Source organism: Hymenobacter sp. (assembly GCF_035709525.1).
GTDB lineage: Bacteria > Bacteroidota > Bacteroidia > Cytophagales > Hymenobacteraceae > Hymenobacter.
The window spans coordinates 1-22320 of the sequence record NZ_DASTEP010000149.1 but is presented as its reverse complement, the minus strand read 5'-3'; the positions used below and the strand labels follow the sequence as shown (position 1 = coordinate 22320).

The window sequence follows — 22320 nt, the reverse complement described above, 5'->3', positions numbered from 1 at the left end:
ACCCTGCGAAACCCTGCGGGAAATTACAAAAAAAGCGGCCCGCCGAATGCATTTCGGCGGGCCGCTTTTCACTTAACCTACTAGCTATTAACCGTTCATTGCCAACAAGAATTCTTCGTTATCCTTGGTACCTTTCATGCGGTCCTTGAGGAATTCCATGGCCTCGGTGGCGCTCATGTCGGTCATGAACTTGCGGAGTACCCACACGCGGCTCAGCTCGTCGCGGCTCATCAGCAGGTCTTCGCGGCGGGTGCCGGAAGCCGGGATGTCGATGGCCGGGAACACGCGCTTGTTGGCCAGCTTGCGGTCGAGCTGGAGTTCCATGTTGCCGGTGCCTTTGAATTCTTCAAAGATAACCTCGTCCATCTTCGAGCCGGTTTCGATGAGCGCCGTAGCGATAATCGTCAAGGAGCCAGGCCCTTCGATGTTACGCGCCGCGCCAAAGAAGCGCTTGGGCTTTTGCAGCGCGCCCGCATCGATACCACCCGACAGGATGCGCGACGAGCTGGGTTGCACCGTGTTGTAGGCCCGCGCCAGGCGGGTAATCGAGTCGAGCAGAATCACCACGTCGTGGCCGCACTCCACGAGGCGGCGCGCCTTATCGAGGGCCAGCTCCGCGATTTTTACGTGGCGGTCGGCCGTTTCGTCGAAGGTCGAGCTCAGCACTTCGGCTTTCACCGACCGGGCCATGTCCGTCACTTCTTCAGGGCGCTCATCTATCAGCAGGATAATGAGATACACCTCGGGGTGGTTTTCCGAAATCGAGTTGGCTACCTCTTGCAGCAGCACCGTTTTACCGGTTTTGGGCTGGGCCACGATGAGGCCGCGCTGCCCTTTGCCGATGGGCGCAAACAAGTCGAGCACACGAGTGCTCACCTGGGTGGGCTTGGTGCTCAGCTTGAGCTTCTCGTCGGCAAAGAGCGGCGTCAAGTGATTGAAGGGCACGCGGTCGCGCACTTCTTCCACGGTGCGGCCGTTGATGCTCTCGACCCCCACCAGGGCAAAATACTTCTCGTTTTCGCGAGGCGGGCGCATGGTGCAGTTCACCGTGTCGCCGGCCTTGAGGCCAAACTGCCGCACCTGCTGCGGCGACACGTAAATGTCGTCGGGCGAGGTGAGGTAGTTGTAGTAGGGCGAGCGCAGGAAGCCGTAGCCGCCATCAGGCATCAGCTCCAGCGTGCCGTTGCCGGGCACGGTGAGGTCGAGCTCAGGAGCGCGGGGCGGGCGCTGCTGCTGCTGGCGCTGGTTGTCGTCGCGGCGCTCCTGCTGGGGCTGGCCTTGGTTTTGGTTCTGGCCGTTGGTGGTAGTAGCCTGGGGCTGCACGGCGGCACCTTGCTCACCGGCAACTTGACCATCGCCACCCTGGCGCTGGCGCTCTTCGCGGCGCTGCTGGCGCTGGGCCTCGCGCTGGGCGTAGCGCTCCTCGCGGCTGAGGCGGGGCTGGTCGGTAGCACCGTTGCCGTTGATGGGGCGCGCCTCACGGGGCTGGTCGTTGGTAAAGCGCGACTGGCCGCTCTCACGGTTTTCGCGGAAGTCGCTGCGCGGCTGGCCGTTGCGGTCCTGGCGGTCCCGGTTTTGGTTGTCGCGGCCGTCCCGGTTTTCGCGGTCGAAGCGCTGCTCGCGGGTTTCGCGGCGCTCAAAGGTGGTTTCGGTGGCGGGCTGCTCCGTGGCCGTTTCGGCCGGGGCCACCGTGGCTTCGGTGGTAGCAGCGGCTTCGCCATCGGCGCTGCTAGTCGCCGGGGCGGGGCGGTCTTCGCGGCGGGGCAGTGGGCGGCCGGCGCGGTCTACGCGCTCGCGGCGGTGGCGCACGGGGGCGCTCTCACCCTCCGAGTGCGTTTCCTGGGCGGGGTTGGTTTCGGCAGGCGGCGCGGTAGCTTCTTCGGTGGCTACGGGCACGTTGGCCAGGCTTTCCTCGTCGGCCTCTACTACCTCGTAGCGAGTGGGTTGCGGCGCTTCGGGCGCGGCTACTTCGGCGGCGGTGGTATTCTGGGTGGCCGGGGCAGCCACGTCGGAAAACGGCTGCTCGGCCACGGGCGCGGCGGCCGGGCGGCGGCGGCCAGCTCCGCCCCGGGTGCCGCGGGTGGGCGCGGCGCTGGCGGCGGCGGGCGCTGCGTCTGCTACGGGCTCGGCTACCACAGGCTCGGCATCGGGCACGGGCGGGGCGGTAGCTACCGGGGCTTCGGCGGCCGGGGTGGCCGGCTTTTTGGTGGGCAGCTTGTCGGCGGGCAGCACGGCCTGCTGGTCCAGGATTTTATAAATTAAGTCCTGCTTGCTCAGGCGCTTGAAATTGCCAACGTTGAGTTGCTCCGCAATTTCTTTGAGGTCGGACAGCAGTCGGTCCTTTAGCTCGTTGAGGGTGTACATAAGGGGGGTAAAGAGAATCAGCGCAAGAAGCCGGGCCGCCGAGCAGCCCAAAAGCCCGATTCCTGGCTGCCAGCGACTTGCCCGGACCCAACGGCCAGGTGCAATGTCCGAAAAGCAGCAACGCGCAACACAACCAGCAAGGCGGCGGGCAACAACAGGAAAACAGTGAGGTAGTTGAGAAAGGCGGCCGGCAGCTCCACCAAAGCAAAAATGTCGGTCCGGCAACGCAAGGCGCGAGGCCCGAACCTCCGCTACCAGCCCCGCGGGCCAGCTTGCAGTTGCAATATTAACGCATTACGCACAAATGGCCAACCGGTTTTGCGGCGGGCAAGAAAGAAAGTAGGAATGATGAAACGCGCTTGTCATGCAGAGCGCAGCGAAGTATGACGTTTGCAAGCAACTTCCTTTGTAAACAACTTCAAAAACTACCTTTGCCGCCACTATGCTACAACTTTCTGTACTTAAAGAGCAAACCGAGCGCGTGCTAGCCGGCCTGGCCAAGCGCAATTTCAAAACGGCCGAGGCCGACGTGCAGGCCGTGCTCGACCTCGACCAGCGCCGCCGCACCCTGCAAACCCAGCACGACACCGCCCAGGGCGAGGCCAACGACCTGGCTCGCCGCATTGGCAGCCTCATGAAAAGCGGGGAAAAGGCCGAGGCTGAAGCGCTGAAAAGCCGCACTACCACGCTGAAAACGCAGATAAAAGCGCACGCCGACGAGCTGGCCGACATCGAGCGCCAGCAAACCGAGCTGCTTTACAAAATCCCCAACATCCCGCACGAGAGCGTGCCGGCCGGCCGCTCGGCCGCCGACAACGAGGTAGTGCGCGAAGGCGGCCACAAGCCCGAGCTACCCGCCGGCGCGCAGCCGCACTGGGAACTGATTAAGAAATACGACATTATCGATTTTGACCTGGGCATCAAAATCACCGGCGCGGGCTTTCCGGTGTACAAGGGCCAGGGCGCGCGCTTGCAGCGCGCTTTGATTAACTTTTTCCTCGACCAGGCCCGCGACGCGGGCTACACCGAGGTGCAGCCGCCCATCCTGGTAAACGAAGCCAGCGGCTACGGCACCGGCCAACTACCTGATAAAGAAGGCCAGATGTACCACGACGCGGCTGACAATCTGTATCTGATTCCGACCTCGGAGGTGCCGATTACCAACCTTTATCGCGACGAGATTATCGCGGCCGACAAGCTGCCGGTGCGCAATACCGGCTACACGCCCTGCTTCCGGCGCGAGGCTGGCTCGTGGGGGGCCGACGTGCGCGGGCTCAACCGCCTGCACCAGTTCGATAAGGTAGAGATAGTGCAGATAACCCAGCCCGAAGAATCCTACGCCGCCCACGAAGCGATGGTGGCACACGTGGAGAAGCTGCTGCAACTACTGGAACTACCCTACCGTGTGCTGCGCCTCTGCGGCGGCGACATGGGCTTTACCTCGGCCCTCACCTACGACCTGGAGGTGTGGAGCGCCGCCCAGGGCCGCTGGCTCGAAGTATCGTCGGTGTCCAATTTCGAAACCTTCCAGGCCAACCGCCTCAAGTGCCGCTACCGCGCCGAGGGCGGCAAAACGCAGCTGCTACACACGCTCAACGGCTCGGCCCTGGCGCTACCTCGCATCGTGGCCGCGCTCTTGGAAAATAACCAGACGCCCGAGGGAATCAACCTGCCCGAGGTGCTGCACTCATACTGCGGCTTCACGCAGATAAAGTAAGCGTTTGCATACTAAATGCCCGCGTTGAACGAGGCCGGCTGGCTAGCGCGTGCTAGCTGGCCGGCCTCTGTCTTTTGGTATAATTTTCAGTTTATTTTTCCACTCAAACGCCTGACGATTAGCTTCATTTAAGACAAAATATAAACTTTAACCTTTATTGCAGCCTGGCTGCATTATCCTCGGTTTTTCGTTTTAGCTTGGCAGTGTCGATTTAATAATTCTTCCTGTTATGCAAAAACTTACTCGCTCTTTTGCCGCCGTGGCCTTGCTGCTGGCCGCCTCGGCCGCCCACGCGCAGACCACGGCTTTTGCCTCTACAGAAGAGGTAGCCAGCACGCGCCCCACTGCCACCAGCGCGCCCGAGGCAGCGCGTAACCTGAGCGCGCCCGCCGAGTTTACGACCGACGCCTACTACGACGACTCGCACAAGGACCTGCGCCAGACGCTGGCCTGGATGCAGGAAACCAACGCCCTGCACCCCGCCTACCACACGCTGTACGCCGAGGCACGCATTCGCTTGCAGCTCAAGGACTACGCTGGCGCGCTCGGCACGGCCACCGAAGCCAAAAAACTGGCCCTGGCCGCCGCCAACAGCGACTACGCCACCCGCAGCGAAGCCGTGCTGACCCAGGCCAAAGCCCACCTGAAATAGCTTATGGCGGCCTTTGCCGGGCCGCAATACTTGTTTGCTTTTGCTCGCAAAACCCGCCCGCCCGGCGGGTTTTGTTATTTTTGGGCTTTCAAATTTTCTTTTTTCTACATGAAGAACGTTGCAACGTCTATCACGGCCACCGTGGCCGTAATGGCTACTTTGCTGGCCGCCCCGGCCGCCCAGGCCCAGCTGGCTACCCCCCAGGCCAGCCCCCGCAGCATCGTAACCCAGCGCGTGGGCCTCACCGATGTAACTATTACCTACAGCCGCCCATCGCTGAAAAACCGTGAAGCCTTCGGCGTTAATTCGCCGCTGGCCCCCTACAGCAAGCGCTGGCGCACGGGTGCCAACGGCAGCACGACCATCAAGTTTTCGGACGAGGTAACGATAGAGGGCAAGAAAGTGCCGGCCGGTGAGTACGGCCTTTACACCATCCCCAACGCGGGCGAGTGGACGGTAGTGCTCAACAAAAGCACCAAGCAAGGCGCTGATGTCGATGGCTTTAAGGAAGACCAGGACGTAGCGCGCTTCGTGGTGAAGCCCTACAAGCTGGGTAGCAAGGTCGAAACCTTTACCATCAACTTTGCCGACCTCACGCCCGCCACCGCCAACGTGGATATGCAGTGGAACACGACCGGCGCGAAGTTTAAAATCGTGACCGACGTAGAGGGCAAGGTGCTGGCGCAGATTGACGAGAAGGTTGTCAAAAACGCCAGCCCCACGCCCGGCGACCTCGCCGCCGCCGCCGTGTATTACAACGACAATAACAAGGACCTGAAGCAAGCCCTGGCCTGGATGCAGAAGGCCAACGCCACCGAGCCCAAGTTCTGGAACGTGAACACGGAAGCCAAAATCCGTCTCAAAATGAAGGACTACAAAGGGGCCATCACGGCCGCCGAGCAGTCGAAAAAGCTGGCCCTGGCCTCGACGCCGCCTAATACGGAGTACGCCAAGATGAACGACGAGCTGATTGCCGAAGCCAAAAAAGGCGGAAAGTAAGCCTTGACGTTTAACGCATTACGCTTAGCGCGCCAGTCTTTCTGAGGCTGGCGCGCTTATCTTTTTTAGGGCTGGCACTGTTGGTAGCTCGTACCATTTCTTTTTTTATGACGAAACCTACTCCGCCGCCGCCCGCCCCCAATCGCTTTATTGCGCTGCTTTCGCGCGCCGGGCTCGACTGGTTTTTGCTGGCGCTGCTGGGCGTGGTGGGGCTGGCTTACTGGCAGCCCGGCCTGGGCAGCGCGGCCAGCCCCGTGCCGTGGCACCTCATCACGACGGTGGGCGTGGCGCTGGTGTTCTTCTTTTATGGCCTGAAACTGAACCTGGAAAAGCTGCGCGAAGGCATGCGCAACTGGCGACTGCCGGTAGTAACACAGCTCACCACGTTCGCGCTGTTTCCGGCGCTGGCTTTGCTGGTAAAACCGTTTTTTGGGGGCGAAAAAGGTGAGCTGCTGTGGCAGAGCATCTTCTTTTTGTGCGCGCTGCCCAGCACGGTTTCGACCTCGGTGGTGATGGTGAGCATCGCGGGCGGCAACCTGCCGGGTGCCATTTTCAACGCCAGCCTATCGAGCCTACTCGGTATCGCGCTCACGCCGTTGCTCACGAGTTTGTTTTTGCACACCGGCACGGGCGGCGGCCAGCTGTGGGGCCTGGCGGCGCAGCTGCTGTGGCAGGTAGTGCTGCCAGTGGGCGCGGGCATTTTGCTCAACGGGCGCTTCGGCGCGCTGGTCGACCGCCACAAGGCGGGCCTACGCTATTTTGACCAGATTACGATTCTGCTCATCGTGTTCACGGCCTTCTGCGAATCGTTTGCCGAGGGCATTTTTAGCAGCTACGCGCCGGCCGATATTATCAAGCTGAGCGCGGGCCTGCTGGGGCTGTACCTGCTGGTGTTTGCCCTGGTTTGGGGCCTGAACCGGGCACTGGGCTTTTCGCGGGCCGATAATATCACGGCTGTGTTTTGCGGCTCCAAAAAGTCGCTGGTGCACGGTAGCGTAATGGCTAGCCTGCTATTTCCGGCCGGGGCTGCCACGGGGCTTATCCTGCTGCCGCTCATGCTGTACCATGCGTTGCAGATTATTCTAGCCAGCAGCATGGCGCAGTACATCGGGCGGCAGCAAGCTGGGTAGACCTTAGCATTACTCGTCATTCAGTCATGCTGAACGCAGTGAAGCATCTCTACCGCTTCGTCCAACGGTGCGGTAGAGATGCTTCACTGCGTTCAGCATGACGGCAAGTTGCGCTATATTGTCCGCTCAAAGCTCTTATTCAGGGCGATAATCGCCGCCTTGTACTCCTCACGGCCTACTACAAACTGAATGTTGACCTTGCGCAGCGCGAAGCCCGCGCTCTTAATATTGATGCCCGCTTCGGCGAGCGCGCCGGCGGCCTGGGCCAGCAGCCCGGCCCGGTCGATATTGGAGCCGATGAGGCAGACGAGGGCGGCGTTTTCGACCGTTACTTTTTCGTACTTGGCTTCGAGCGTTTCGATTAGCTGCGGCAGCAAGTCCTTTTGCCAGATAACGAGCGAGATGCTGTTGGCGCTGGTGGCCTTGAAAATGTAGCTCACGCCGAGGTCGTAGAAGGCCTGCATGAGGTGGAGGTCGAAGCCCGGCTCGCCCACCATCAAGGGGTCGTAGATGTCGATAATTACGACCTTTTCGGTGCCCGTGATGACTTCGACGCGGGTGCTCGGCGACACGTAGTCGCGGGTGATGAGCGTGCCGGGGTGCTCGGGCTCGAAGGTGTTCTTGATGCGCAGGTCGATGGCGTTTATCTCCAGCGGCTTCGAGGCTTTGGGGTGAATGGCCTCCATGCCCACGTCGGCGAGCTGGTCGGCCACGTCGTAGTTGGTGAAGCCCACCGGGTGGCAGTGGTCGATACCGACCAGGTTGGGGTCGGCCGAGCACAGGTGGTATTCTTTGTGAATAATGGCTTCCTGCGGCTGCACCGCTACGGCTATCTTGCTGAACGTCACCTCCGAATAGCCGCGGTCGAACTCGCGCATAATACCCTCGGTGCCCTTGGTATAGCCGGTGGCAATGCAGATGGTAGTGGCAAAGTCGATACCACCGAACGCATCCCGGATGCGCTCGTCGATGGTGAGCGGCCGGGCGTCGTCGAAGCCGCTGAGGTCCACGAGCGTGGCCTTGATACCCTTGTTTTGCAAGATGTTGACCGAGTTGAAGGCCGAGTGCGCCTCTCCTATCGAAGCCAGAATCTCGCGGGCCGCTTGCAGGATGTTGTAGCTGTTGACGTAGCCCGAGGCCAGCACGCTTACCAGGCTATCGAGGTAGGTGTGGGCCTGCTGAATGCGCCCGGCAATGAAAGCATCAGCCACGGCCAGGTCGAGGCCCAACGGCGCGTAGGCTTTATTTAGCTCTTGCAGCTTGGCTAGCACCTCTTGCAGGGCGGCCCGAAACTCCTGGCCCTGCGTGATGTGGTGATACACGCCGGGCGCGCCGGTTTTCTTGTTTTCCAGCAGCCAGTTGGTAACGTTGGCGTAGGCCGACACCACCAGGATGCGGTTGTAGGGGCCGGCCCCGTGGAGGATGATATTCTGGAGAACGTCGGCGAAGGCGGTCATGGAGGTGCCGCCGATTTTTTCTACTGTGAGCACAATTGGGAAAAGCAATAACCAAAAAATGGCGCGGGGCGCGGCCCCGCGCCTACTAGGCCGACTGAACTAAGCTGGATTGTCGGCAAAAATATCCACCCAGTCCAGCGCCAGCGTAGGCAGGGTGCGGCACGGAATCGGCCCCGACCCGGCGTACTCGCCCACTAGGTGGTAGCGGCCGGTAATTTCATCGAGCACAAACACTGATATGTCTTCTTCCTGCGGCAACACTATCCAGTACTCGCCCACGCCCGCCTCCTCGTAGAGGTCGAATTTGTCTTTCCAGTCGCGGGCAGCCGTGCGGGGCGACACTACCTCGATAATTAAATCGGGCGCGCCGAGGCAACCGCGCGACTCAATTTTGGCCGGGTCGCAGATGACGCAGATATCGGGCTGCACCACGGTGTAGATGGCCGCGTCGGCGATGGTGCCCGGTTTGGGCAGGCGCACATCGTAGGGAGCCACGCGCACCTGGCAGCGCTGCCGCCGCAGATGCATATGTAAATGAGCGAACAGGTTTCCCACCAGCGCCTGGTGCTGGTCGGTAGGCGCGCTCATGCGGCGCATAATCTTCCCGCGCACTAGCTCCACTAGCTCGGTGAATTGCCAGCTGAGGTAGTCGGCGTAGGAGTAGGTGCCGTTCGGGTCGAGGTCGGCCAGGGAAGTGACGGTAGGAGCCATGTGGCAAAAATAGAACGAGTGGCGGGGTTGTTACTTGCCGCCCGACTCTACCAGATTGGCCAGCACGCGGAATGCGCCGGGCACGCCAGCCGGCAGCTCCCGAAACAGCGACAAGCCGGTATAGATGTAGCGCCCCTTGCCATACGGGGCCACCAGGATGGCACTTTGCTTGTCGGTTTCGTCGGGGTCGTGGCTGGCAATTACCGTTTGGTAGTGGCTGTCCCAGGCCGAGGGGTAGTAGAGGCCCTGCTCCTGCACCCAGCCGGTGCTGAAGTCGGCGGGCGTGAGCTTGTTCGGAGTGCTGAGCAGGCTTTGGGCCAGGCTGGGGGCGGTGGGCTGGGCGGCCGGGCGCGTGATGGTGGCCCCGCCCACGGAGGGCAAAAAGGTCACGGGCGTGTTTTCCACCGTTACGCGGTCGGCGCTGAGGGTGAGAGGGTACGGGCCGATTTGGGGCAGCACGGTGCCGCGGTTCACCACGTACTGCACGAGCAGGGTGCCGCCGTTTTCGACGTAGCGCAGCAGCTCGGGCTGCTGGGTTTTGAGGCGGTCGAGCACGTTGTAGGCGCGCACGCCCAGCACCACGGCGTCGTACTTGGCGAGGCGCTCGGCGGTGAGGTCGGTGGCGGGGTCGAGTAGGCTCACGGTGTAGCCGAGCTGGCGCAGGGCCTCGGGTACCTCGTCGCCGGCGCCCATGAGGTAGCCAATGTTTTTGGTGTGGCCGCGCGCCACGTTCAGCTTCACCAGCGGCGCGGTGGCCTCAGGGAAGAGCGTTTGGGTTGGGATGTGCGGGTACTGAATAGTTTGGATGCCGCGGCTGTACTGCGCGGTGCCCACGGTGGCCACGGCGCGCAGCTCGGCTTTGCCCTCAGTCGCGCCGGCCAGCGGGCGCAGCGTGAAATTGACGGTTTGCTCGTCGTCCTTGTTTTTGAGGTCGAAGGCGACGGTGGCGGGCTCGGCCTGCCAGCCGCTGGGCACCTGCAAGGCCAGCTGGCCTTTTACGCCGGCCTGGCCGGCGCGCAGCGTCACGGGCACGGGCTTGGGCTGCTGGTCGGAGAAGACGTAGGCGCGGGCGGCGGGAATGTTCACCATCACGGGCGGCACCACGGCCAGCGGCTGGTACAGCTCGCCGAGCACGGGGTCGGTGTGCTTGTACTGAATGGGGACGAAAATGGTCTGGCCTTTACCGTCAACCAGTATGGTAAAGCCAACCGTCGGCAGCTGTGGGTTTTCAGGCAGCCCGATTAGGAATTGCCGCACTGTGTTGTTTACATCTATCGATTTATCGCTGTTGATATACCCGCGAAGGGAGGAAACGCCACTGGGTATTTTTGCTGGCACTACGTACATGCCAACCGTAGCAGGCTCACGTAACCAGTAAGGCTGAGAGGTTGTGATATCCTTCGGTATGCTTCCGGTTACGACCACATTGATAGACTTACCGGGTTGCAGAGTGTGACTGACACTGCTATCGCAATTGAAGCCCATATAAACGGTCCCATTAACTACTAGCGCAGCCTGCGCGCGGTTCGTCATCTCTAGGTTAACCTTAATAGCCTGCCCCGGAGCGACGGAAGCTGTAGTAGTCGTTGCTTCAAAATGCAGGCCCAAGCAAGCTTCGATTAGGCTGTTTATTTCTTGAATCTTAGATTGTGTCCAGTATTGAGCATTTGTTACTTCGCTCAAGACCCGCTTCGTTTCTACTGCTGTTCTATCTCCAGATGCAGCAGGTTTTATGGCTTGCGTGTAGCCTTCGGCTATTGCACTCTGCACCTTCTGCAACCCCGCCACACTCGCCTTAGGGTTGCTAGCGTCATACGTCCGAATCACCTCGTCCACCAGCTTACCCACCGCCGCGCCGCCCGGCACGCGGTTCCAGGTTTGGTCGATGCCTTCGAATAAATCGGTTTTGGCGGGCGTGCCTTTCACAAACTGGAAGTAGTCGAAGGTTTCGCCGCGGCTGGCGCTGCTGCCCATGCCCTGGCTGCGGTGCTGCGAGCGCGAGCGGGCCGCGAGCTCGCCGTAGCTCTGGCCCAGCAAGGGGTTGTAGCCGCCGGTTTCGAGCTTGAGGTAGCCGCTCATGTCCTCGCCGGGCTTCACGAAAAAGCTGCCGGTGTTCCAGTACAGGCGCTTGGGCTGCCAGGGCTGCACGTATTTCAGCTGCTCGGGGAAGCGCTTGGGGTCGCCGGCGGCGTCGAAGGCCTCGGCGGCCAGCACGGCGCTGGCCTGGTGGTGGCCGTGGCCGGCGCGGGCATCGGGCGGGAAGCGGGTGATGAGCACGTCGGGCCGCCGCTGCCGGATAACCCACACCACGTCGGCGAGCACCTGCTCGTGGTCCCACACGCGGAGGGCTTCCTGGGCGGTTTTGGAAAAGCCGAAGTCGTTGGCGCGGGTGAAAAACTGGTGCGCCCCGTCGATGCGCCGCGCCGCCAGCAGCTCCTGCGTGCGAATGACGCCGAGCTGCTCGCGCAGCTCGGGGCCGATGAGGTTCTGGCCGCCATCGCCCCGCGTGAGGCTGAGGTAGCTGGTTTCGAGCTGGCGCTCGTTGGCGAGGTAGGCCAGCAGGCGGGTGTTTTCGTCGTCGGGGTGCGCGGCGATGTATAGCACCGAGCCCACTACGTTGAGCTTTTTCAGCCCCAGCAGAATCTCAGAAGACGAATAGACTTTCGGAGCCTGGGCCTGAAGCGACAACCAGAAACCAGAAACCAGAAACAAAACCAAGCCCAGGCGGGCGGCGCGCAAAAATCGAAGCATAGGGCGTAAACCAATTCGGGGCCGGAAGTTACCGCCGGGGCCCGCCCTATGTTTTACTTCCTGCCGCCCGGGGTGCGCGGCGGCTGGGGCAGCAGCGGGCAATTGGGCGGCGGCTGCGGGCTGGGCATCGCCGAAAAGGCGGCGCAGTACTTGGCCGCCCAGCAGTGGGCGCAGCCCACGGCGGGCGCGGGCTTTTTTTCGGGAGAGGAGATACCTGTGCGGGGCATAATCAGCGGATAGCAAGCGGGAGATAAGAGCGGGCAGCAGTTGGCTTATGCTAAGTGCGTAAGCCGGTCTATAGGTAGTGATTCAAAGTTCTGCCGCTACCGTGGCACTATTCCGGCTTATTCATATCAAACGTCGTATTTGGGCCGCCAACTACCGGGATTACTGGCCAAATGAAAAGCGCTGCTTTTATGAACAGTAATCAACTGACTATTAAATATAATTTAACCTATACCAACTTACCTCATTACCAGCGCATCGGATTACGGCCAGCAAAATCCAATGCCCGATTAGTACTATTTTGTAAGCGACCCTGCGGCACGCAAGCCAGGCGGACTAGCCCGCGCGCGGGGCGTATCTTTGGGTATCATGCTTCCCTCTCCTCTTTTGGCCGCGCCGGTGGCGGCCCCGGTTGCTACCCGCCCGTTTCTGGCCGAGGTGGCCCACGAGCTGCTGGCCACCTACGACGACGATACGCTGTCCGACCTGGTCGTAATCGTGCCCACGCGCCGCGCTGTGGTGTATCTGCAAAATGAGCTGGCCTTGGCCACGCCCGACGGGCAGGCGCTGTGGGCCCCGCGCATCGCGGCGATGGAAGACTACATGGTGGAGCGCGCCGGCGTGCAGGTAGAGGAGCCGATTGCCTTGCAGCTGCTGCTGTTTGAGATTTTCAAAGGCATTGATGCTGACTTGAATTTTGACCGCTTCGTGGGCTGGAGCGCGCTGCTGCTGCAAGACTTCTCGAACCTCGACCAGAACCTGGCCGACACCAAAGAAGTCTTCGCCTACCTCTCCGAAGCCAAGGCGCTGGAGCGCTGGGACCTCGACCCCGACAAGAGCCGCACCACCGGCCTCAAGCGCTACTTCACCTTCTGGGAGCAGCTCGCCCGCGTGTACCACGAGCTCAAGCGCCGCCTGCGGGCCGACCACCTCGCCTACCCCGGCCTGGCTTACCGCGAGGCCGTGCGCCGCCTCCAGGCCGACCTGCGCGACCCCGATAAGCCCACGCCGGCGCGGCACATTTTTGTGGGCCTGGGTGGCCTCAGCCGCTCCGAGGAGAAGTTTATCAACCTGCTGCGCAAGGCTGGGCGGGCCGAATTGTACTTCGACGCCGACCCGTTTTACCTGGAGCCCGACTCGCCCAACCGCGCTGGCGCGCTGCTGCGCCGCTACTGGGTTAAGTGGGATTTGCCCCGCGATACCTTCACCCTGCAAGAGCACCTGCGCGGCCGGCCCCACCACGTGCGCCTGCTGGGCGTGGCCAATGCCAGCATGCAGGGCAAGCTGGCCGGCCAGCTTTTGGCCGAAGCGCGCCAACTGAACCCCAATGCCACCGTGGCCGTGGTGCTGCCCGACGAAACCCTGCTGCTGCCCGTGCTGCACGGCCTGCCGGGGGCCGAGGTGGTGCCCGAATTCAACGTGACGATGGGCCTGAGCTTCCAGAGCACGGCCTTGTTCAACTTAGTCGATTTGCTGTTTGAGGTGCACCTTACGGGCATCCGGGAGGGCGAGCCGGGGCCCGACTACGGCGTGCCGCGCTACCACCACCAGGCGGTGAGCAAGCTGCTGGCGCACCCGTTTTTGCGCCGCTACCAGCAGTGGCAAAACGAGCAGTTCGAGGAGCCGCAGTACTACGGGCTGCTCGATAAAATCTGCCAGCAGATTATCAAAAAGCAGCTGGTGCTGCTGCCCGCCACCGAGCTGCTGAAGCTGGGCCAGGGCCACCCGCTCATCGCGGCGCTGTTTCAGACCTGGGATAATTGCGACGACATTATCCGGGCCTGCTACACGGTTATCGACCTGCTCAAGCAGGTGTATTTGCACGAGCACACGGCCATCGAGGCCGAGTACTTGTACTTGTTTTACACCATGATACGGCAGCTGCACTCGGCCTTCGACTGCCAGCAGCAGCGCCTGAGCGTGCGCTCGTTCCGGCGCTTTCTCTACGACCAGATGCGGGCCACGCGCCTGCCTTTCGCGGGCGAGCCGCTGGCCCAGGTGCAGATTATGGGTTTGCTCGAAACCCGGGCGCTCGACTTCGACCACGTCATCATTCTGAGCTGCAACGAAAACGCGCTGCCCGCCCCCAAGCGTCAGAATTCGCTGTTTCCCTACGATGTACTCACCGAATTTAAGTTGCCCACCTACGCCGACGCGGAGGCGACGGCGGCTTATAATTTCTGGCGGCTGCTCCAGCGCGCCGGGCGCGTGGACCTGGTGCACGTGCTACCGGGCGCGGAAGGGGTAAGAACCGGCGAGCGGAGCCGGTTTTTGCGGCAGCTGGAGTTTGATTTGGCGGCGCAGAACCCGATGATGGTGGTGGAGGATAAGGTGGTAGGCGTGCCGGCACACTCGCCCGGCGCGGGAACCTCACCCCCCGGCCCCCTCTCCAAAAAAGAGGGGGAGCCTAACGCCCAACAAAGTCCGCCTGCGGTCGGCTCCCCCCTCTTTTTTGGAGAGGGCGGCCGGGGGGGTGAGGTTCACGCCCCGGGGGGCGATTTAGTCTTAGAAAAAGACGAGCTCATGCTGACCGCCCTGCGCGGCGTGCTTGAGCGCGGCCTCTCCCCTTCGGCCCTCAACGAGTACATTTCCTGCACCCTCAAATTTTACTTTTCGCGCCTGGCGCGCTTTCAGGAAAACGAGGAAGTAGAGGAAGCCCTCGGAGCCGATGGCTTTGGTACCGTGGTGCACGACTCGCTGGAGCACCTGCTCAAGCCCTTCGAGCTGGAGCAGCGCGACCTTACCGCTACCGACCTGCCCGAACTGCTGAAAAAAGTGCCCGCCGAGGTGCAGCGCCAGCTGCGCCAGGAAGGCCAAGACCGCCAGGCCCGCCCCGACGATGGCCTCAACCACGTGCTGGGCCAGGTGGCAGTGCGCCTCATCCGCAAGTACCTGGAGAGCCTGCCGCACCAGCCGGGCGCGCTGCCGCTACGCATCGCGGCCCAGGAAACGCCGCTGGTAGCCACCGTTTTTGCCGACGTGCCGGGCCGGGCCAACAAGCTGCCCGTCCGCATTCTGGGCCGGGCCGACCGCATCGACGCGCTGCCCGACGGCCGCCGCCGGGTAGTCGACTACAAAACCGGCCTCGTGGAGCGCCGCGAGCTGAACCTGCGCGGCACCCAGAAGCCGCTCAGCGCCGCTGAAACCGTGGAACGCCTGCTCACCGAAAGCTCTAGCGGGGCCGACAAGGTGCGGCAGCTCTGGCTCTACCGCTTCATGCTGGAAAGCGACGAGCTGCACCCCGCGCCGCCCAACTCAGAGGCCGCGATTATGTCGCTGCGCAAGATTGACGACGGCCTGCTGATGGCCCCGCTCGACTTCATCACCGAAGGCACCGGCGAGCCCGACTTCCGCAAGGCCAGCGCCGAGCTGGTGGCCCGACTGGCCCGCCGCGTACTCGACCCCGCCGAGGCCATCCGCAAAACCGACGATATAGCCAAGTGCGAGTATTGCCCGTACCGGGGAATATGCGCGCGGTAAGGTTTTTGCCGTTGAGTCGAATTATACAGTTGTCATACTGAGCGCAGCGCAGCGGAGTCGAAGCATCTCTACCGCTTCCTTGTTGAGCGTTACTAGTTAGTATTGAGGTAGAGATGCGTCGGCTCCGCTGCGCTGCGCTCAGCATGACGGAATATGTTTGACCGTTCTGCCCTTGCTATGATGCACCCGCCCGACCACCCGCACAAGTCCCGCATCTACCGCTTGCTCAATCCGTTCTTGCTGTGGCGCCTGCGCCATGTGAGCGAGCGCGTGTACGTGGTGTGGCTGGCGGCGCTGGTAGGCGTGCTGGCGGGCCTGGCGGCGGTAGCCCTCAAAACGGCGATTCACTGGCAGCAGCACCGGCTGGCGGCGGCCGTGACCGAGCCCAACCGGGTGTTCGCGCTTTCGTTCTACCCCATCATCGGCATCACGCTCACGGTGCTCGTGACCAAGTACTTGCTAAACGGCAACCTGGGCCGGGGCATCGGGCCGATTATTTACAGCACGGCCCGCGAAAACGCCATCGTGCCGCGCTCCAAGCTGTATTCGCAGCTCATCACGGCGTTTCTCACGGTGTCGTTTGGCGGGTCGGCGGGCACCGAGGCACCCATTTCGGTTACGGGTGCGGCCATCGGCTCCAATGCGGCGCGGGTGCTGCGGGCGGGGCGGCGGCGGCGGCGGCTACTCACGGGCTGCGGGGCGGCGGCGGGCGTGGCGGCCATTTTCAATGCGCCCATCGCGGGGGTGCTGTTTGCGGTGGAGGCCATTTTGCTGGAGCTGCCGGCGCAGTATTTTATTCCGCTGCTCATCTCCTCGGCCACGGCCACGGTGGTGTCGAAGGCGCTGTACGCGGGCCAGCCGTTCACGCTCATTACCAATTCATGGGTCTTGAATACGGTGCCGTTTTACGTGGTTTTTGGGTTGTTTACGGCGGGGCTGGCGGTGTACATGATTCGCACCTACCACTGGTTTGAGCACTTTTGGGGGCGCTGGCCGGGGCTGCGCTGGCAAAAGGTGCTGGCGGGCGGCGCGGCGCTGGGGCTGCTCATTTTCCTATTTCCGCCGCTCTACGGCGAGGGCTACACCACGGTGGTGCAAACCTTGCTCGACGGCCACGCCCACGACCTGACCACCGACAGCCTGTTTTCGGTGTACGGCGACGACAACGTGTGGTGGCTGCTGGTGCTGGTGAGCTGCACCATGCTCACGAAAGTGGTGGCTACCAGCATCACGGTGGGCGCGGGCGGCAACGGCGGCATGTTTGGCACCTCGCTGGTGGCGGGCGCGCTGGTGGGCTTTTTGTTTGCGCGGCTCGTCAACCTGACTGGGCTAGTCGCCTTGCCCGAGGTGCACTTCGTGGTGCTGGGCATGGCGGGCGTGCTGGCGGGCGTGGTGCACGCGCCGCTCACGGCCATGTTTCTGATTGCTGAAATCACGGGCGGCTACGCGTTGTTTGTGCCGCTGATGCTGGTTACGAGCTTTTCTTACCTCATTACGAAGCACTTCGAGCCTTACTCGGTGTACACGCGCAAGCTCACCCAAAAAGGCGTGGACGTGTATGCCAACCGCGACAGCGACCTGCTGTCGCGCCTCGATTTGCACCGCCTCATTGACAACGAGTTTGTGCCTTTGCGCCCCGGCGCTACCCTGGGCGAGCTGGTCGACGTCTTTCGCCACGCCCACCGCAATACTTTCCCGGTGGTGGGCAAAAGCGGCAAGCTGCGCGGCATCATCACCCTCGACATGGTGCGCGATACGCTCTTCGACGACGCCCACTACACCACCACCAAAGTGCGCGAGCTGATGCAGCCGCCGCCCGCCCGCGTGCACCCCACCGACAGCGCCGAGCACACGCTGGAACTGCTGGAGCGCACCGCCACCCCGGCCCTACCCGTGTGCGACGAGGAGGGCGTGTACCTGGGCTTCGTTACGCGGTCGGCCATCCTGGCTCGCTACCGCCGCGAATTGATTGAGGAAGGGCAGGCGTGAGTAAGCATGCGACCGTGTGCGCCTCACCCCCCGGCCCCCTCTCCGAAAAGGAGAGGGGGAGCCGGACGACTACTCAACGACTGCCTACGTGTGCTGGCGATTGGCTCCCCCTCTCCTTTTCGGAGAGGGGGCCGGGGGTGAGGCGCACACATCTGGGCGATTAGGCGATTACTTATAATCAACTGCTCAAAACTCTACCTCGGCAGTCGGGCGCTGGTGGCTGATTATCAGGCCTACCATCATCAAAATACTGGTAAGCAAGATGACTACGAACAAGATGTTTTCGCTGACGTCGCCGAGCAGGTGCTGGGCCGGGATGCTATAAAACAGCAGCACCGTGATGAGGCCTTTGGGGGCGATAAACAGCTCGGGGATAAGCTCGGTACGGGCCACAAAGCGCAGGTACAAGTAGCGGAGAGCCGTGAGCACGGCTACTATCAGCACGCCTTGGCCCAGCAGCTGCCAACTGATGAGGTTGGCCACCGTGATGGAGTAGCCAAACAGCAAAAAGAAAAACGTGCGAATGAGAAAGGCCGACTCGGCGGTGATGCTCTTGAGCTGGTGCAGGTCGGGGGCTAGGTCTTCGGCGCTCACGCCGCGCCAGCCGGTGCGCCGGCGCAGCCAGCCCAGCAGCATATCCGAGTTGTTGACGGCCAGCCCGAAAGCCAATACCAGCAGCAACGACGAGAGGTGCAGCTTTTTGGCGAGACTATAGATAAGAATCAGAAAGGCGAACAACAGGAAAAACTTGACGTGCCCGCGCAGCCGCGCCAGCAAAAAACCCAGCACCACGGTGCTTAGCACGGCCACCAGCACTATCAGCACCACGCCCCGCGTGAAGGTGATGAGCGAGTGCCCCTGCGCGAAGTCCTCCTGGTCCACGAAGTTGAACAGCATGATGCCCAGGATGTCGGAAAACGTGCTTTCGTACACGATAAACTCCTGTTTCTCACCCGATAGGTTGGCCACGCTCGGGATGGCGATGGCGCTGCTGATAACTACCAGCGGCACGGCATTGAGCAGGCAGGTTTGCCAGGGGGCATCGAGCCACAGGTGCAGCAGCCCGCCAATGGCGGCGGCCTGCCCCATCAGCATCACGAGCGCCGCCAAGAACGAGCGCTGAATGAGCGGCACCTTGTCGCGGCTCAGGCGCAGGTCGAGCGCGCCCTCCAGCACTATCATTATCAGGCCGATAATGCCAAATATTTCGAGCAGCGTTTTAGGCACCCGAAAGTCGATGTCGGCATAATCGGCCCACTGCCGCAGCCCGATGCCCGTGAGCAGCAGCAGCAGCACCGAGGGCACCCGCGTAGCCCGCGAGGCCAGATTGTAGACGTAAGAAAGAATGACGGCCAGACTCAGGCCAATCAGAATACTATATGAACCCATAGAGCCCAAGGTACGGGCATAAAGCGGGGCCGTTGCCCGAACTTTGCCGCCGAACTTAAGCAAGAATTCGATTGCTGCGCTGCGCTCGCCAGGGCAATCGTCTTAAAAGTCGCCTCTTCCCTAAACCTGTTACCGCCATGCCTTCGCCCTCCCCCGCCACCGCCCCGCTTGTCGCCATTGTGGGCGGCGGGCCGGCCGGCCTGCTGGCCGCCCAGCGCCTGGCCGAGGCCGGCTACCGCGTGCGGGTGTTTGAGCAGAAAGCCACCGTGGGGCGCAAGTTTCTGGTGGCCGGGCACGGCGGCTTCAACCTCACCAACGGCGAAGCCACAGCCGCTTTTGCCGGGCGCTACGGGGCGGCGCAGGCATTTTTCGCGCAGGTGCTCGCCTACTTCTCCCCTACCGATTTGCGCGGCTGGGCCGCCGACCTGGGCATCGCCACCTTCGTAGGCACCAGCGGGCGCGTCTTCCCCGAGGCGCAGCACAAGCCCGCCGACCTGCTGCGCGCCTGGCTGCGCCGCCTGGGCGAGCTGGGCGTAGAAATCAACACCCGCCACCGCTGGCTGGGCTTCGCGGGTGCTACCGGCCTGCGCTTTCTCAATGAAGCCAGCGGCGCGGAGCTTACCGTGGAGCCCGCCGCCACCGTGCTGGCGCTGGGCGGCGCGAGCTGGCCCCAAACCGGCTCAGATGGCTACTGGACGCAGCTTTTAATTAAAATTGGCGTGCGCTGCCAGCCCTTTGAGCCTAGCAATTGCGGCGCAGAGGTAGCCTGGTCAACCTTCTTCAAAGAGAAAGTGGGCCGCGCACCGCTCAAAAATATCGCCCTCAGCTGCGGCGGCCACACGGTGCGCGGCGAGCTCATGCTGACCACCTACGGCGTGGAGGGCACGCCCGTATACGCTCTCACGCCGGCGCTGCGCGCTGCGCTGGCCTCGGGTGCCCCCGCCTACCTGCACCTTAACCTCAAGCCCGACCTGCCGCCCGCCGAGGTGCGCCGCCGCGTGGCCCGGCGCAAGGCCGGCGAGTCACTGGCTTCGTTTCTGAGCAGCGCGTTCAGCCTGAAAGCGCCCGTGCCCACGCTGCTGCGCGAGCTGGCCGACCCGGCCGCCGACCTGGCCGACTCGCTGCTGGCGCTACCCACTCCGGTGGCGGGTTTGCGGCCGCTGGCCGAGGCTATTTCGAGCGCGGGCGGCGTGCCGTTTTCCGAAGTAAATGAAAACCTGATGCTGCGCCAGCGCCCCGGCACCTACCTGGCCGGCGAAATGCTGGCCTGGGAAGCGCCCACCGGCGGCTACCTGCTACAAGGCTGCATGAGCACCGGCGCATGGGCGGCAAAGTCAATTATTAATGCACAATGAGCAATTACGTGCGCGCTTTCGGAGTTGCACTCCGAAAGCGCTCTAGTGCAGCAGTCTGCATAACTACTCCTTGATAATTGCCTTCACCTCGGCCTCTTTCAGAATCTGGCGGGCTTCGCTCACGAGGCGGCGGCCGGGGTCGAGCTCGTCGCGGGCGATGAGGGCAAACAGCAGCAGAAACGACACAATGGGCAGCAGCCAGCCCAGGGCAAACCACAGCCAGAACGAGCGGCCCCGCGAAGCGGCGCAGTAGCCCGTCATGATGGGAATAAACGAAATGGCCACCACCATGACCAGGAGCATGTCGACAAAGAGCATAGACTGAGCAGGATGAAGACGAAAAACGGCGCAGCCCAAGCGCTGGGCCGCTACCCCGAAGATACGATTTTTTACCGGCTTCGGGCAAGCTGGGCGGTAAAGGCGTTACTGTTTAAGGTAATCTTACGTATGCCAACGGAAACCCGACGACTAGCCACTTCATGACTCCTTCGCCGGCCCCGGCTCGCCCTCTTTCTGCTACCCTGCCCCCGCCCGCCATGTGGGAACACCAAAGTCTGTTCCGCGTTTCGGCCCAGCTCTTTGCTGAAGGCATTTTTAATTTGCTCGACCGCAATTTGCGGCCGGAAGTATTTCTATTGGGCCTGGCCTCGGGCCGCGAGGAAGACGACCCGCACAGCGTGGTGGTAGAGCCGCCTACGCTACGCTACTCGCCGCAGGATTTTATGGGCATCAAAACGCTGGCCGCTTCCTTTGAAGCCGACGCCGGCCCGCGCGACAACGTGTACCACCTGCACCCGCAGGACCACGACCGCATGGAAAAGCAGCATTGGTACGAGCTGGTGTGCCGCGCCACCGAACAGACCATCTGCGAGCTGGTCGAAAGCCGGCAGGAAGCCCGCCGCACGTTTTGTTCCACGCCGCTCAGCCTCAATGGCTACCTCGTGGTACTGGTGGTGCAGCTCGCCGCTGGGCCTTATAATTCCTACTATACCCTACCCGGCAAGGCCACCTCGACGCGCCCGGCCTCGCTGCCCCACGCTGCCGTGCTGGAGTTTTTGCACGAATGCACCCGCGCTCTGCGCGAAGCCGACACCGCCGATAACGAGCAGCCGGTGCTCGACCGCGACTACAACGAGGTGCTGCGCGGGGCCGGCCGCCGCCTGATGCTGCGCATCTCGCCGGGCAGCGCGCACGGCCTCTACGATGCCTGCCTGGGCATTGCGGCGCTACGCCACGAAGGGGGCGAGGGCCAGGGCACCATGCTGCTGGCCCGCCGCCAGCACGCGGCCATCGTGCCGGTGCTGACGCTGGAAGCGCCCGTGCCGCTGCGCGACCACCGCTCGATTCGTAAATTATTGGAGCTCACCGAAGGCCGTACCGGACTGGTATCCGACGCCTCGCACGTATTCGGGCTGGGCTACGTGGTGGAGGAAGACCACCCGCAGTACGAACCGCTGGCTACGGTGCAGTTTACCAACCACTACGGCTGGGAGCTGCGCCACGGCGGCCACACCCTCATGCGGGTGGTCAGCAACACGCCGCGCCTGCCCCAGAGCAAGGTGCAGGCCGATAACTTCGCCCGCGTGGCCCACCAGGTTTTCCCCAGCCTCGACGACTCAGAGGTGGCCTACCTCTGGGAGCTGGCCCTGGAAGCGGCCAACCAAAGCCACGGTACCATGCTCTGCATCAGCACCGGGGCTAAGGTTGAGGCCGAGCGCCTGCGCCGCCAGTGCTTCCGGGTGGTACCCCGCGTGATGACGCCGCCCGTGCTGCGCCTGGCCTCTTCTATCGATGGCGCGGTGCTCGTAGAGCCCGACGGCACGTGCTATGCCATCGGCGTAATCCTCGACGGGCAGGCTACCGAAAAGGGCGACAGCAGCCGCGGCGCGCGCTACAACTCGGCCGTGCGCTACACCAGCTCGTCGCCCTACCCCTGCCTGGCCGTGGTGGTGAGCGAAGACGGCTGGATAGACCTGCTGCCCTCGACGCAGCACACGTAGGTTTTTCGCTGCTAAAACGCAAGGTCATGCTGAGCGGAGCGCAGCGGAGTCGAAGCATCTCTGCCGCTTCGTTGCTGGCGTGTAGAGCTAGTTCACTGGCA

At 62.6% G+C, this 22320-nt stretch carries 15 protein-coding genes; 9 read left to right on the top strand and 6 right to left on the bottom strand.

The annotated features are described in order from the left end of the window. Positions 1-87: 87 nt before the first annotated feature. Positions 88-2364 (bottom strand): transcription termination factor Rho, encoded by a 2277-nt coding sequence (gene rho, locus VFO93_RS12855; RefSeq protein ID WP_325134779.1) that lies wholly within the window; start codon positions 2362-2364, stop codon positions 88-90. A 442-nt stretch (positions 2365-2806) separates the two neighbouring features. On the opposite strand from rho, the gene serS reads away from it, so the two are divergent. The 4 genes from serS to VFO93_RS12835 all read left to right on the top strand — a co-directional run bounded on the left by serS (position 2807) and on the right by VFO93_RS12835 (position 6862). After that, positions 2807-4081, top strand: a complete 1275-nt coding sequence (gene serS, locus VFO93_RS12850) for a serine--tRNA ligase (RefSeq protein WP_325134778.1) — start codon at positions 2807-2809, stop codon at positions 4079-4081. Positions 4082-4310: 229 nt separating this feature from the next. Beyond that, positions 4311-4733 carry a hypothetical protein gene (locus tag VFO93_RS12845; protein WP_325134777.1) on the top strand — a complete coding sequence of 141 codons (423 nt, stop codon included), beginning with the start codon at positions 4311-4313 and terminating at the stop codon, positions 4731-4733. A 108-nt stretch (positions 4734-4841) separates the two neighbouring features. Next, the gene (locus VFO93_RS12840; RefSeq protein ID WP_325134776.1) at positions 4842-5732 is read left to right on the top strand and encodes a DUF2911 domain-containing protein; all 891 of its coding nucleotides are present in this window, start codon (positions 4842-4844) and stop codon (positions 5730-5732) included. Positions 5733-5839: 107 nt separating this feature from the next. Beyond that, positions 5840-6862 (top strand): bile acid:sodium symporter family protein, encoded by a 1023-nt coding sequence (locus VFO93_RS12835; protein WP_325134775.1) that lies wholly within the window; start codon positions 5840-5842, stop codon positions 6860-6862. Positions 6863-6975: 113 nt separating this feature from the next. Here the strand turns inward: VFO93_RS12835 and VFO93_RS12830 are convergent, their stop codons facing one another. The 3 genes from VFO93_RS12830 to VFO93_RS12820 form a co-directional block, all read right to left on the bottom strand. Beyond that, the gene (locus tag VFO93_RS12830; RefSeq protein WP_325134774.1) at positions 6976-8352 is read right to left on the bottom strand and encodes an aspartate kinase; all 1377 of its coding nucleotides are present in this window, start codon (positions 8350-8352) and stop codon (positions 6976-6978) included. Positions 8353-8418: 66 nt separating this feature from the next. Next, positions 8419-9030: a Uma2 family endonuclease gene (locus tag VFO93_RS12825; RefSeq protein ID WP_325134773.1), complete on the bottom strand. Its 612-nt coding sequence runs from the start codon at positions 9028-9030 to the stop codon at positions 8419-8421. A 30-nt stretch (positions 9031-9060) separates the two neighbouring features. Then, positions 9061-11781: a PIG-L family deacetylase gene (locus tag VFO93_RS12820; protein ID WP_325134772.1), complete on the bottom strand. Its 2721-nt coding sequence runs from the start codon at positions 11779-11781 to the stop codon at positions 9061-9063. Between the two features lie 48 nt (positions 11782-11829). Here VFO93_RS12820 and VFO93_RS12815 point away from each other — a divergent pair, with 48 nt between their 5' ends. From VFO93_RS12815 to VFO93_RS12805, 3 genes are all read left to right on the top strand, one after another. Then, positions 11830-12021, top strand: a complete 192-nt coding sequence (locus VFO93_RS12815; RefSeq protein ID WP_325134771.1) for a hypothetical protein — start codon at positions 11830-11832, stop codon at positions 12019-12021. A 354-nt stretch (positions 12022-12375) separates the two neighbouring features. Next, entirely contained in the window at positions 12376-15486 is a 3111-nt protein-coding gene (locus VFO93_RS12810; protein ID WP_325134770.1) for a PD-(D/E)XK nuclease family protein, read from the top strand. Between the two features lie 177 nt (positions 15487-15663). Beyond that, entirely contained in the window at positions 15664-17475 is a 1812-nt protein-coding gene (locus tag VFO93_RS12805; RefSeq protein ID WP_325134769.1) for a chloride channel protein, read from the top strand. 186 nt (positions 17476-17661) lie between these two features. On the opposite strand, the gene VFO93_RS12800 is transcribed toward VFO93_RS12805, so the two are convergent. Then, a complete protein-coding gene (locus tag VFO93_RS12800) occupies positions 17662-18864 on the bottom strand; it encodes a sodium:proton exchanger (protein ID WP_325134768.1) in 1203 nt (400 codons plus the stop codon). Between the two features lie 137 nt (positions 18865-19001). Here VFO93_RS12800 and VFO93_RS12795 point away from each other — a divergent pair, with 137 nt between their 5' ends. Continuing rightward, positions 19002-20219 carry a TIGR03862 family flavoprotein gene (locus VFO93_RS12795; RefSeq protein WP_325134767.1) on the top strand — a complete coding sequence of 406 codons (1218 nt, stop codon included), beginning with the start codon at positions 19002-19004 and terminating at the stop codon, positions 20217-20219. Positions 20220-20282: 63 nt separating this feature from the next. Here VFO93_RS12795 and VFO93_RS12790 read toward each other — a convergent pair whose 3' ends face one another. Then, positions 20283-20537, bottom strand: coding sequence for a hypothetical protein (locus VFO93_RS12790; RefSeq protein ID WP_325134766.1), 255 nt, complete (start codon positions 20535-20537; stop codon positions 20283-20285). A gap of 161 nt (positions 20538-20698) precedes the next feature. Here VFO93_RS12790 and VFO93_RS12785 point away from each other — a divergent pair, with 161 nt between their 5' ends. Next, the gene (locus VFO93_RS12785) at positions 20699-22219 is read left to right on the top strand and encodes a diadenylate cyclase (protein ID WP_325134765.1); all 1521 of its coding nucleotides are present in this window, start codon (positions 20699-20701) and stop codon (positions 22217-22219) included. The last annotated feature ends 101 nt before the right edge of the window (positions 22220-22320 follow it).

Bases quoted from the DNA above. Each gene is read 5' to 3' on its own strand.
- VFO93_RS12800 (WP_325134768.1), bottom strand. From the start codon at position 18,864: ATGGGTTCATATAGTATTCTGATTGGCCTGAGTCTGGCCGTCATTCTT.
- VFO93_RS12805 (WP_325134769.1), top strand. From the start codon at position 15,664: ATGATGCACCCGCCCGACCACCCGCACAAGTCCCGCATCTACCGCTTG.
- VFO93_RS12815 (WP_325134771.1), top strand. From the start codon at position 11,830: ATGTTTTACTTCCTGCCGCCCGGGGTGCGCGGCGGCTGGGGCAGCAGC.
- VFO93_RS12810 (WP_325134770.1), top strand. From the start codon at position 12,376: ATGCTTCCCTCTCCTCTTTTGGCCGCGCCGGTGGCGGCCCCGGTTGCT.
- VFO93_RS12795 (WP_325134767.1), top strand. From the start codon at position 19,002: ATGCCTTCGCCCTCCCCCGCCACCGCCCCGCTTGTCGCCATTGTGGGC.
- VFO93_RS12785 (WP_325134765.1), top strand. From the start codon at position 20,699: ATGACTCCTTCGCCGGCCCCGGCTCGCCCTCTTTCTGCTACCCTGCCC.
- VFO93_RS12790 (WP_325134766.1), bottom strand. From the start codon at position 20,537: ATGCTCTTTGTCGACATGCTCCTGGTCATGGTGGTGGCCATTTCGTTT.
- VFO93_RS12825 (WP_325134773.1), bottom strand. From the start codon at position 9,030: ATGGCTCCTACCGTCACTTCCCTGGCCGACCTCGACCCGAACGGCACC.
- VFO93_RS12835 (WP_325134775.1), top strand. From the start codon at position 5,840: ATGACGAAACCTACTCCGCCGCCGCCCGCCCCCAATCGCTTTATTGCG.
- serS (WP_325134778.1), top strand. From the start codon at position 2,807: ATGCTACAACTTTCTGTACTTAAAGAGCAAACCGAGCGCGTGCTAGCC.
- VFO93_RS12840 (WP_325134776.1), top strand. From the start codon at position 4,842: ATGAAGAACGTTGCAACGTCTATCACGGCCACCGTGGCCGTAATGGCT.
- VFO93_RS12845 (WP_325134777.1), top strand. From the start codon at position 4,311: ATGCAAAAACTTACTCGCTCTTTTGCCGCCGTGGCCTTGCTGCTGGCC.
- rho (WP_325134779.1), bottom strand. From the start codon at position 2,364: ATGTACACCCTCAACGAGCTAAAGGACCGACTGCTGTCCGACCTCAAA.
- VFO93_RS12820 (WP_325134772.1), bottom strand. From the start codon at position 11,781: ATGCTTCGATTTTTGCGCGCCGCCCGCCTGGGCTTGGTTTTGTTTCTG.